Here is an 11,833-nt window from a genome sequence, read left to right on the forward strand (position 1 = left end):
TTGTTCCTTGAAGAGCTGTGAAACGCGGGATCAAAACGCTCAAGCGTACACCAGCGTGCCCTCATCCTCGCCCATGACCACGCGCTTGAGCGCGCCGGGCTTGATGATGGAGAACACCCGGATCGGCAGCTTCTGATCGCGGCACAGCGCAAAGGCAGTGGCGTCCATGATGCCCAGGTTGCGCGAAATGGCCTCGTCGAAAGCCAGCTTGTGATAGCGGGTCGCGTTGGGATTCTTCATCGGGTCGTCGGTGTAGACACCATCGACCTTGGTGGCCTTGAGCACCACTTCGGCACCGATCTCCGCGCCGCGCAGTGCCGCGGCCGTATCGGTCGTGAAGAACGGGTTGCCGGTGCCGGCGGCGAACACCACCACCTTGCCCTCTTCGAGATACTGCAGGGCCTTGGGGCGCACATAGGGCTCCACGACCTGCTCGATGGCAATGGCCGACATGACACGGGCGATGAGACCCTGCTTGTCCATGGCATCGGCCAGGGCCAGGGCATTCATCACGGTGGCCAGCATGCCCATGTAGTCGGCGGTGGCGCGGTCCATTCCGACCGAACCACCAGCCACGCCACGGAAAATATTCCCTCCACCGATCACCACGGCCACCTGGACACCCACGCGGGTGACTTCGGCGATTTCGGAGACCATGCGCTCGATGGTGGCACGGTTGATGCCGAACGAGTCGTCGCCCATGAGCGCCTCACCGGACAGCTTGAGCAGGATGCGCTTGTGGGCCGGTGCGGCGTTGGACATGGTGTTTCTCCGAAAGGTGGATGGTGGTGGATGGTGAAGGGAACGGTTCAGGCGCTCAGACGAATCAGGCGCCGGCCTTGGCAGCGGCCACTTGGGCAGCCACTTCGGCAGCGAAGTCGTCAACCTTCTTTTCGATGCCTTCGCCGACCACGTACAGGGTGAAGCCCTTGACGTTGGTGTTGGCGGCCTTGAGCATCTGGGCCACGGTCTGCTTGCCGTCGGCAGCCTTCACGAAGACCTGGTCGGCCAGCGAGACTTCCTTCAGGTACTTCTGAACCGAGCCTTCGACCATCTTGGCGACGATCTCGGCAGGCTTGCCGGATTCGGCAGCCTTGGCGGCAGCAACGGTACGTTCCTTTTCGATCAGCTCGGCAGGCACGTCAGCGCTGGTCACGGACACGGGCTTCATGGCGGCCACGTGCATGGCGACGTCCTTGGCAGCGGTTGCATCGCCTTCGAACTCGACGATCACGCCGATGCGCGAACCGTGCAGGTACGAAGCCAGGCTGGTGCCGTCGAAACGCTTGAAGCGGCGGAAGGACATGTTCTCGCCGATCTTGCCGATCAGGCCCTTGCGCACGTCTTCCAGGGTGGGGCCGAAACCGTCCTGCTCATAGGCCAGGGCGCTCAGCGCGGCCACGTCAGCGGGGTTTTGCTCGGCGACCAGCTTGGCGGCGGCATTGGCCATCGCGATGAAGCTGTCGTTCTTGGACACGAAGTCGGTTTCGCTGTTGACTTCGATCATGGCACCCTTGTTGCCATCGATGAAGGCGGTGATCACGCCTTCAGCGGTCACGCGCGAGGCAGCCTTGCCAGCCTTGGTGCCCAGCTTGACGCGCAGCAGCTCTTCGGCCTTGACCAGATCGCCCTCGGCTTCGGTCAGGGCCTTCTTGCATTCCATCATGGGCGCGTCAGTCTTTGCGCGCAGTTCAGCCACCATGCTTGCGGTAATTGCAGCCATCGTATTTCTCCAATGTCAGTTCGATTCGTTACAGGATTTCGGCTAAAAAAACGGGGCTACCCTGAGCCCCGCTTCTTATTCAGCGACGAGGTCGCTCAGCCGGACAAGCTCAATCAGGCAGCGGATTCTTCCACTTCCACGAACTCGTCACCGCTCTCGCCGGATGCAGCCTTGACCACGTCGGTCAGTGCAGCAGCGCGGCCTTCCAGGATCGCGTCGGCGATGCCTTGGGCGTACAGTTGCACAGCCTTGGCAGAGTCGTCGTTACCGGGGATGACATAGTCGATGCCTTCGGGGTTGTGGTTGGAGTCAACCACGCCAACCAGGGGGATGCCCAGCTTCTTGGCTTCGGCCACGGCGATCTTGTGGAAGCCCACGTCGATCACGAAGATGGCGTCGGGCAGGCTGTTCATGTCCTGGATGCCGCCGATGTCCTTTTCCAGCTTTTCCAGTTCGCGAACGAACATCAGCTGTTCCTTCTTGCTCATGGCTTCCAGGCCGGCTTCTTGCTGGGCCTTCATTTCCTTCAGACGCTTGATGGACGTCTTGACGGTCTTGAAGTTGGTCAGCATGCCGCCCAGCCAACGCTGGTCAACGAAGGGCACGCCAGCGCGCTGGGCTTCAGCAGCCACCATCTCGCGGGCTTGGCGCTTGGTGCCGACCATCAGGATCGTGCCGCCGTTGGACGCCAGTTGCTTGACGAACTTCTGGGCGTCCTGGAACATCGGCAGCGACTTTTCCAGGTTGATGATGTGGATCTTGTTGCGGTGACCGAAGATGAAGGGGGCCATCTTGGGGTTCCAGAAACGGGTCTGGTGACCGAAGTGGACGCCTGCTTCCAGCATCTCGCGCATAGTGACGGACATATGAATACCTCAAAGGTTAGGTCTAAAATCCAGCCCGACAATTGCCCCCTGAAACACAGGGCGCAACACCTTGAAGGGACTGGTTTGCGATTGACTTTGCGCAGGATCCCCAAGCATGGGCAGGCGTTCTTGACGAACACCCCGCACCCAAAAGCTTTCACCTGACCCCCGGCAATCGCGGAGAAAATCAGGGGGAACCCCTAGCAAAGCCGCAAGATTCTAGCACACGCCACCCCTCAACCGAGGCTTCGCTCTCAAAGCGCGCTCATCGCCCCTCACGGCCGCGGCAGTTGCACAAGATGCACACACTCCTGTAGTGATAGCTGCATCCGCTTGATAATCCGGGCACTTCAGCAGATTCCACCCAAAAATGAACATCGCGATTGTGGGCGCCGGCAGCATTGGCGTTGCGACAGCCCACGCACTGGCACAGGCCGGCCACGAGGTCACCGTCTACGAGCGTCACGGCACCGCAGCCGAAGAAGCCAGCTTCGGACATGCCGGCTGGCTGGGCCCCAGCCTGCTCCAGCCCTGGAGCGTCCCCGGCCTTTCGACCGCCGAACGCTCCCCCACCCTCCCCGGCCGGCAGGCCCTGCCGCGACTGGGCTCTGGAAACCTCGCAGCCCAGCTGCGCTGGCTATGGCAATGGCGCCAGGCCGGACGGCAACTGCGCAAAGGCAACGTGCCCACAGCCGCCATGGCGGCGCTGGAGGCGCTCACCCAGCGCAGCCAGCAGTTCCAGCAATCGCTGTGGCGGCAATGGGAGTTTGACCCGGAATATGTCGCCGGAAGCCTGGTGCTGCTGGGCAGCGAGGCCGAGCACGAACAACTCAAGCCTGCGCTGGACGCACTGGCCGAGGCAGGCACACGCTGCGAGGCACTGGATGCCGCCCAGACCCGGCTGCGCGAACCCGCCCTGGGCGAGGAAACCACGCTCGCAGGCGCCCTGTATTTTCCACAGGCAGGCGCAGCCAATGGCCGCCTTGCCACGCTGATGCAACGCCAGGCAGCGCAGTCGGCAGGAGCACGATTCGAGACGCAGCGCCTGGTGCAGCGATTGCAGCCCGGCGGCGCCGGGCGCACCGCACGCCTGCAGTTGCTGGGCGAAGACACCCCCCGTTCGCACGACGCCATCGTCGTCTGCGCCGGCGCCGAGGCCGCGAACCTGCTCACGCCGCTGGGCCTGCGCCCACCCATGATCGCCCTGCACGGCTATGGCGTCAGCGCCCCTTTGCGCGAACAAGGTTATGCCCCCCGCCACGCCATCGTGGACTGGAGTGAGCAGATGACCCTGGTCCGCCTGGGCCAGCGCATGCGCATCGTGGCAGGCGCAGAGCTGGGCCGCCGCAGCCCCATGCATGGGGCCACGCTGCAGCGCATGTATCACCGCCTCAACATGGTTTTTCCCGGCAGCGCGGTGCTGGCCTCGGGCGTACAGATCTGGCATGGCACGCGCATGTGCACGGCCGATGGGCTGCCGCTGGTGGGCGCCAGCGGACTGCCCGGCATCTGGCTCAACCTGGGACACGGCAGCTGCGGCGCCGCCATTGCGCAGGGGTGCGCAAGCATGCTGAGCGACCTGATGGACAACCGCGCCAGCCTCCTGGACAGCGCACTGCTCGACCCGCGCCGCTTCGGCTGATTACCCGCGTCCGCCACCCGGCGGCGGACCGCTATGCTCGGTCCATGCTGCGCATTCCCACATCCACCGCCTTGCCGCTGTTTGATACGGCGGCCACTCGCACCCTGGAACAGCAGGCGGCAGCCAGACTGCCCGCGCACAGCCTCATGCAACGCGCAGGCGCGGGCCTGGCACGCCTGGCACGCGCCATCGCTCCCCATGCACGCTGCATCTGGATAGCCTGTGGCCCCGGCAACAACGGCGGCGATGGCTTGCAGGCAGCCGCCTGGCTGCAACAAAGCCTGAATGCGGTTCCAGAAACGGCCCGCAGTTGCCGCATTCTGGTCAGCTGCGTGCGCGAACGCGCCCACATGCCAGACGATGCACGCGCCGCCTGGGACGCCGCCCACGAAGCCGGCGTGCAATGGACCGAGCACATGCCCGCCGACATGGGACCACAGGACTTGTGCATTGATGCATTGCTGGGCATCGGCCTGCGCCAGCCAGACGCCGCAAGCCCACGCACCGGCACGAATGAGCGCCTGCTCACTCTGCTGCGCAGCCTGCAGCCCAGCACCAGCCCGGTCCTTTGCGCGGACATAGCCTCCGGACTGGATGCCGACACCGGGCAGTACCTGCCTGGATTCGCACCCCCGAACGCCCCAGCCAGCGCACGGCACACGCTGGCACTGCTGACGCTGCAGCCCGGACTGTTCACAGGAAGTGGCCGCGATGCCTGCGGCCAGATATGGTGGGATGACCTGGACACGGGACTGGCGAAAGGCGAGCCAACCCTCACTCCCCTGCCCTGCGCACAACTGTTTTCACCAGGCGCCAGCACCCCGCGCCCGCATGCCAGCCACAAGGGAAGCTTTGGCGACGTGGCCATTCTTGGCGGAGAGGGGCTGGGACAGCGCGGCCTTTCCATGACCGGCGCCGCCTGGCTGGCTGCCCTGGCCGCGCTGCATGGTGGCGCGGGGCGCGTGATGCTCGCCCTGCTCGATGCCTCGGCCGGCTCAGGCCAGGCCACCGCGCCCTGGCCCGAAATCATGCTGCGCAGCCCCGAGGCGCAGGACTGGCGCAGCACCACCGTGGCCTGCGGATGCGGGGGAGGCATGGCGGTGCGCGCATGGCTGCCCCAGATACTGGAACAAGCCCCCAGGCTGGTGCTGGACGCAGACGCACTGAATGCCGTTGCCGAAGATGAATCGCTGGCCTCGCTCTTGAAAGAGCGCCGCCAGCGCGACCTGCACACGGTGCTGACGCCCCACCCGCTGGAGGTCGCCCGCCTGCTGAAGACGAACACCGCACAGGTCCAGGCACAGCGGCTGCACGCCGCCAGGCAGCTGGCGCAACGCTTCGACTGCACCGCGCTGCTCAAAGGCTCCGGCACCGTGATCGCCGGACCCCAGGAAGAGAGTGATGCACTGCCTTGCTGGATCAATCCCACGGGAAACGCCCGCCTGTCGACCGGAGGAACCGGCGATGTGCTCGCCGGGCTGATTGCCGCACTGTGGGCCCAGGGCCTGGAGCCCACGCAGGCAGCAGCCCTGGCGGCCTGGCGCCATGGATTTGCAGCAGACCATTGGCCTGCGCACATCCCGTTCAGCGCCAGCGCTCTGGCCCAGCAGCTCGGAGCATAAAAACCCTCAGGACTTGCGCCGGGGCTTGGATGTGTTGCCTGTCACCTTGGACTTGACGGCACCCAAGGCCTTCTTGCCCAAGGCGCGCAGTGCCTGCACCGGCGACGGTGGAGGCAGCTGCGGCAGGCCGTGGGCAGCAGCATCCGTGGCCGCAGGCTTGCGTGCCTCGGACTTGTGCGCCTCGGACGCCCGGCCTCTGCGGGGTCGCGCAGCAGAGCCAGCGGATGATGGTTCCGCAACCGCCTCGCCCACATCGCTCTGCCGCGCCGAGGTAGCCGAGCGCGGCTGAGCATTCGCATATTCAGCTTCCAGCGCGGCCAGGTTCACACCCTTGACCATGGCCTTTTTAGACGCCTTGCGCCCCTGCTTGCCGGCCGACGCCGCTGCATCAGACTCAGGCCTTGCACCGCCGGAGCCTCCCGAGTTGCGCTGCGCCCGTTTTTCCTTGGCATCGCGACGGCCCCATTTTTCGCCCTGATGGGTTTCCGTGCGCGCCGGCGTCCTGCCGGGCCGGCCCGAGGCCGGCTGCTCTTCGCCATCGCGCACCAGGCGGAAATCGATGCGCCGGCCATCCAGGTCCACGCGGCTGACCTGCACGCGCAGCCGCGTGCCGATGCCATAGCGAATGCCCGAGCGCTCGCCGCGCAGTTCCTGGCGCGCCTCGTCAAAGCGGAAATAGTCGCCACCCAGCTCGGTGATGTGAACCAGCCCCTCCACATACATGGCGTCGAGCGTGACGAAGATGCCGAAGGTGGTCACCGCAGAGACCATGCCGCCGAACTCCTCGCCCAGATGCTCGCGCATGTACTTGCACTTGAGCCAGGCTTCGACATCGCGGCTGGCCTCGTCGGCCCGGCGCTCGTTGGCGCTGCAGTGCAGGCCAGCGGCTTCCCAGGCCTGGACCTCGGCGGCGGGCGCGCGCTTGCGCGGCTTCTGGCCGGGTGGACTGACGCGTGATGCCAGACGCTTGGCCAGCTTGGCCTCGGCTTCTCCGGGGGTGGGCAGCTCGGGCAGGCGATAGTGCGTGCCTTCGAGCTCGGCCTTGATCACGCGGTGCACCAGCAAATCGGGATAGCGGCGGATCGGGCTGGTGAAGTGCGTATAGGCGTCGAATGCCAGGCCGAAGTGGCCCGAATTCTCGGGCGTGTAGAAGGCCTGCATCATCGAGCGCAGCAGCATGGTGTGGATCTGCTGGGAGTCGGGACGGTCCTTGGTGGCGTTGGCAATGGCCTGGAACTCGGACGTGGCCGGGTTCTCGCTCAGCGCCACACCGACCCCCATGGCCTTCAGATAGTTGCGCAGAATGTCCTGCTTTTCCAGCGAGGGCTTGTCGTGCACGCGGAACAGGCCGACGCGACCGCTTTGCTCGATGAAGTCCGCACTGCAGACATTGGCAGCCAGCATGGCCTCCTCGATCAGCTTGTGCGCCTCGTTGCGCGTGCGCGGCACGATCTTCTCGATGCGGCCGTTCTCGTCACAGACGATCTGCGTCTCCGTGGTCTCGAAGTCCACGGCGCCGCGCGCCTCGCGCGACTTGAGCAGCGCCTGGTAGACACCATGAAGATTGAGCAAGTCACCCACGCGCTCCGAGCGCCGCGCAGCCTCCGGGCCACGCGTATTGGCCAGGATGGCCGCCACCTCGGTATAGGTGAAGCGCGCATGGCTGTGCATCACCGCCGGGTAGAACTGATAGGCATGGATCTCGCCCTTGGCGGTGATCAGCATGTCGCAGACCATGCACAGGCGGTCCACATCGGGGTTGAGCGAGCACAGGCCATTGCTCAACTTCTCGGGCAGCATGGGGATCACGCGGCGCGGGAAATAGACGCTGGTGGCGCGGTCATAGGCATCGATGTCGATGGCGCTGCCCGTGGTCACGTAGTGGCTCACATCGGCAATCGCCACCAGCAGGCGCCAGCCCTTGCTGCGCCCGACTTTGGCGGGCTCGCAGTAGACGGCATCGTCGAAATCGCGCGCGTCCTCGCCATCGATGGTCACCAGGGGCACATCGGTCAGGTCGATGCGCTTCTTGCAGTCGGCAGGCCGCACCCTGTCCGGCAGCGCCTTGGCCTGCGCCAGGCAGGCATCGGAAAACACATGCGGGACGCCGTACTTGCGCACCGCGATCTCGATCTCCATGCCGGGATCATCGACTTCACCGAGCACTTCGATGATGCGGCCCACGGGCTGACCGAACAGCGCAGGCGCCTCGGTCAGTTCCACCACCACCACTTGGCCGATCTTGGCCGATCCTGTGGCATTGGCGGGGATCAGGATGTCCTGGCCGTAGCGCTTGTCCTCGGGCGCCACCAGCCACACACCGCTTTCCTGCAAGAAGCGGCCAATGATGTTGTGCGCAGGGCGCTCGATGATCTCGACCACACGGCCTTCAGGCCGGCCGCGGCGGTCCTGGCGCACGATGCGGACCTTCACGCGGTCCTTGTGCAGCACGGCACGCATTTCATTGGGGGGAAGGAAGATGTCGCCTTCGCCGTCATCGCGGATGACGAAGCCATGTCCGTCGCGGTGCCCCTGCACACTGCCCTCGATTTCGTCGTTCACATCGGCGCTTTTGGCGTGAGGGTTCATTTTCTTGGTATACAATCTAAATCTTTCCTGAGATGCCCAGGTGGCGGAATTGGTAGACGCACTAGTTTCAGGTACTAGCGGGTAACTCCGTGGAGGTTCGAGTCCTCTCCTGGGCACCAAGTTTAACGACAACCTGCAGAGGTTGCGGTGAACTAAGGAACTATCTTCAGCAGAAGGCAGTTCCCTGGCTTCATGACTTGGCAGATGACAGTCTCAAGAAAAAATCGAAGATCGGGATAATTCTGCAAAAAATGCAGTAGAATTTCAGCTTCAGCAAGCCCAGGTGGCGGAATTGGTAGACGCACTAGTTTCAGGTACTAGCGGGTAACTCCGTGGAGGTTCGAGTCCTCTCCTGGGCACCAAACATGAAAAGGCCGTTGCACACGCAACGGCCTTTTTCTTTTCTGATCGCTGAAAGCCGATGGCAAGGGCATCTCGCCAAGAAAAGTTCGGGAAAATCTTTGCAAACCTGCCCGGCACATCGCTTTCACGCTATATAATTTATGTACTCTGAAATGCCCAGGTGGCGGAATTGGTAGACGCACTAGTTTCAGGTACTAGCGGGTAACTCCGTGGAGGTTCGAGTCCTCTCCTGGGCACCAAACATGAAAAGGCCGTTGCACATGCAACGGCCTTTTTTCTTGGGCGCTGCAGACGCATCGACCCCAGAAGGCCGCATCCATGGCGCAAAAAAAGGGAGCCAGCGGCTCCCTTCCTGGATGAGAGGATCACCTCCCGTGCATCACTTGCGCAGCAGTTGCTTGAGCACGTTCTGCAGGCGGCGCGCGCTGGCATCATCGCGCGGCGATGCCAGCACCCGGGCGGCATCGTTGCCCCAGGTTTCCTGCGGAGCAGGATCGTTGCGGCGCGTCAGCAGCTGCAGCTGCAGGGCACGGCGGGCGCTCAGATGTTCCGCAGGTGTGGGAACGTCGGCGGCCATTTCAAGGCGCAGCAGGGCTTCGCCCGCGTCTCCCTTGGGTGCCTGACCCAGGGCCTGCGACCAGGCACTGCGCACTTGTGCAGACACGCGGCCGCCAAGCTGCTGGGCAGCCGGCATCTGGGCAGCATCACGCGACTCCCACGCCGCCATCAGCTGGGTCAGTGCCTCACCATGGGCCTGGGCCGCGAGCTTGCGCAGGGCGTCCTGGGCATGCTCCATGGCTTCACGCTGGGCGCGGAAGGCGGGGTCCGCCAGGCGCGGTCCGCGCTCTTCGCGCGGCTCGCGGCTGAAACGGCCACTGTCGCGGCTGTCTCGGCCATCCCGGCCGTCGCGGCCACGGCCACCATCGCGGCGGTCGCCAGGACGGGCAGCACGTGCACCGCCCTCTTCCTTCTTCATGCCAGGACGATCATCGCCGCGCACGGCAACCACGGGGCGCACCGGCACCGGCTTGGCGTCGGATTCTTCCGAACCCGCTGCAGCAGCGGCAGGTTCCTGTGCTGGCTGGGCCGCATTCACGGAAGCATCGGCACGGCCACGCAGCGCTTGCTCCAGGGCCTCCACCGCAGCGCGGATTTGCTGCACGTCACCCGAGGTGTTGGCAGCTTCCACGGCCTGAGACGCTTCCAGCACGCGGCGATCATGGTCGCTGAGCGCCACGGCTGCGGCACGGGGGCCCCGCTCGGTGCCCTTGCGGTTGAAGGCTTCGTCCAGTGGCTTGCGGAAGGCATCCCAGAGCTTTTGCTCGTGCTTGCGGTCCAGAGGCACGGCCTGCGCCTCGGCCTGCCAGCGCTGCTGCAGGGCCTTGACGGCGTCGATGCGCAGATTGGGCGCTGCGCCCAGCGCCGTGGCCTCGTCGATCATGGCGTGGCGACGCTGCAGGCTGGCTTTTTGCGCGGCATGCAACGGAGCCTCGGCCAGGGCCATGGCCTGCTTGAACTGGGGTTGCAGTTCGGCAAACAGCTTCTCGCCGATGTGGCCGCTTTCACGCCAACGTTCAGCGAACTGGCGCAGTGCGCGCGCCGCGCCCTTGAGATCTTCGCTGGCGGTCTGCTGTGCTGCCCAGGCCTTGATCTCTTCGATCAGCGCCAGGCGCTGTGCCTTGGACTGGGTGGTTTCGGTGCGCAGCTTGTCGTGCCAGGACTCGACCACCTTGTGGGCCGTGTTGCAGGCTTCGTCAAACTTCTTCCACAGTGCGTGGTTGGCTGCGCTGCCCTGATCGGCCAGCTTCCATTGCTCGCGCAGGCTGCGCAGCGATTCCTGGATCTTGCGGCCACCCAGCGCCTGGCCTTCAGGGCGATTCAGCAGGGCTTCGGCCTTGGCAACCAGTTCCTCGCGCAGCTTGTCGGCGTTCTGGCGCGGCCAGCCTTCGGACTCGCCAGCTGCCAGAAGGGCCTCATGCACCTTGGTGACCAATGCATCGTCCACCAGGCGGCCATGGGCCTTGATAGCGGCGCGCACGGCCTGAACGGCGGCAGAACCCGCCTTGCTTTCGCCGGCAGCCGTCTCGGCCTGGAGCTGCTCCAGCGCCTGGGTCAGTGCACTGCTGGCGGCAGCCACTTGCTCAGGCGATGTCTTCGCCTTGGGCTGGGCTGCGCTGCGGGCAGCGGGAGCGGGCTTGGACGGCTCGGCAGCCGCTGCCTCGGGAGGCAGGCCACGCGCCACGCGCAGCTCATCGGCCCACACGGGCACGGTGGGCAGCGGAGCGGCTTCGTCGGCGGCGGCAGCTTCGGTCAGCGCCAGTGCAGACTGGAAGGCATCCCAGACCAGGATCAGCTGTGCGCTGGCGGCTTCCAACTGGGGCGGGAAACGTCCGTCCACGCTGGCCCAGTTGTCATCGCCAGTCAGTTCGCCGGCCTGCTCCTGCCAACGGGCCACGTCGGCGCGCAGGTTGTCGAGCACAGCCTGGGCATCGCGCCAGGGCTTGGTGGACAGGACCTCGATGCGCTGGGCCAGCAAAACGGCCACTTCGCGCTGGACCTGCACGCGGTGCTGCAGCTCCTCGATGGCCTTGACACGCTCGGCCAGCTGGGCCTTGTGCTGCGACAGAGGTTCACGCGACAGCGGGGCGCCCGCCTTGGCGGCGTCGCGCTGCCAGGCGATGGCGTCGGCGGCATTGAAGGGCGATGCGACCAGCAGCGCCTGGGCCTTTTCAGCCCACTCCACTGCGATCTTTTCCTGGTCCTTGGTGCGGCGGATCTCGTCCAGGCGCTCACGCACGGCACGGGCCGCGCCCTTGTCGCGCGCGCTCAGTTCCTTGAGGACGTCCTGCAATTGCTCGACCGAAGGCTGGGTTGCCAGCCAGTCGCGGATGCGCGCGGCGCGATCACCCGAGGTTTCGGCGGAGAAGGCACCGCCCGTGAGCACATCCAAGGGGTGTTGTTCGGGATTCTTGGCAGAAGCAGGGCTCACTTCAGGTGCATCGGACATGGTGCTGCGGGGGGAAAGAGA

The 11,833-nt window shown here is 65.1% G+C and carries 7 protein-coding genes and 3 tRNA genes; 5 read left to right on the top strand and 5 right to left on the bottom strand.

All coding sequences use genetic code 11. The features are described from left to right. Positions 1-39: 39 nt before the first annotated feature. From pyrH to rpsB, 3 genes are all read right to left on the bottom strand, one after another. Positions 40-762, bottom strand: coding sequence for a UMP kinase (gene pyrH / locus ACUTR7_RS11950; protein ID WP_012206745.1), 723 nt, complete (start codon positions 760-762; stop codon positions 40-42). A gap of 64 nt (positions 763-826) precedes the next feature. Next, positions 827-1,723 (bottom strand): translation elongation factor Ts, encoded by an 897-nt coding sequence (tsf, locus tag ACUTR7_RS11955; protein WP_013801447.1) that lies wholly within the window; start codon positions 1,721-1,723, stop codon positions 827-829. 113 nt (positions 1,724-1,836) lie between these two features. Then, positions 1,837-2,589, bottom strand: a complete 753-nt coding sequence (gene rpsB, locus ACUTR7_RS11960; RefSeq protein WP_012206747.1) for a 30S ribosomal protein S2 — start codon at positions 2,587-2,589, stop codon at positions 1,837-1,839. Positions 2,590-2,959: 370 nt separating this feature from the next. Here rpsB and ACUTR7_RS11965 point away from each other — a divergent pair, with 370 nt between their 5' ends. Then, positions 2,960-4,231 carry an FAD-dependent oxidoreductase gene (locus ACUTR7_RS11965; protein ID WP_445608911.1) on the top strand — a complete coding sequence of 424 codons (1,272 nt, stop codon included), beginning with the start codon at positions 2,960-2,962 and terminating at the stop codon, positions 4,229-4,231. Positions 4,232-4,275: 44 nt separating this feature from the next. Continuing rightward, positions 4,276-5,853, top strand: coding sequence for an NAD(P)H-hydrate dehydratase (locus ACUTR7_RS11970; RefSeq protein WP_445608912.1), 1,578 nt, complete (start codon positions 4,276-4,278; stop codon positions 5,851-5,853). A gap of 6 nt (positions 5,854-5,859) precedes the next feature. Here ACUTR7_RS11970 and rnr read toward each other — a convergent pair whose 3' ends face one another. Further along, the gene (gene rnr, locus ACUTR7_RS11975; RefSeq protein WP_445609025.1) at positions 5,860-8,442 is read right to left on the bottom strand and encodes a ribonuclease R; all 2,583 of its coding nucleotides are present in this window, start codon (positions 8,440-8,442) and stop codon (positions 5,860-5,862) included. A gap of 34 nt (positions 8,443-8,476) precedes the next feature. Here rnr and ACUTR7_RS11980 point away from each other — a divergent pair. From ACUTR7_RS11980 to ACUTR7_RS11990, 3 genes are all read left to right on the top strand, one after another. Then, positions 8,477-8,561 (top strand) — tRNA-Leu (locus ACUTR7_RS11980). A 158-nt stretch (positions 8,562-8,719) separates the two neighbouring features. Continuing rightward, positions 8,720-8,804, top strand: a tRNA-Leu gene (locus ACUTR7_RS11985). Positions 8,805-8,959: 155 nt separating this feature from the next. After that, positions 8,960-9,044 (top strand) — tRNA-Leu (locus ACUTR7_RS11990). A 140-nt stretch (positions 9,045-9,184) separates the two neighbouring features. Here the strand turns inward: ACUTR7_RS11990 and ACUTR7_RS11995 are convergent. Further along, positions 9,185-11,812, bottom strand: coding sequence for a DUF349 domain-containing protein (locus tag ACUTR7_RS11995; RefSeq protein WP_445609026.1), 2,628 nt, complete (start codon positions 11,810-11,812; stop codon positions 9,185-9,187). Positions 11,813-11,833: the final 21 nt, after the last annotated feature.

The organism is Delftia sp. NA_296.1 (genome assembly GCF_052692095.1).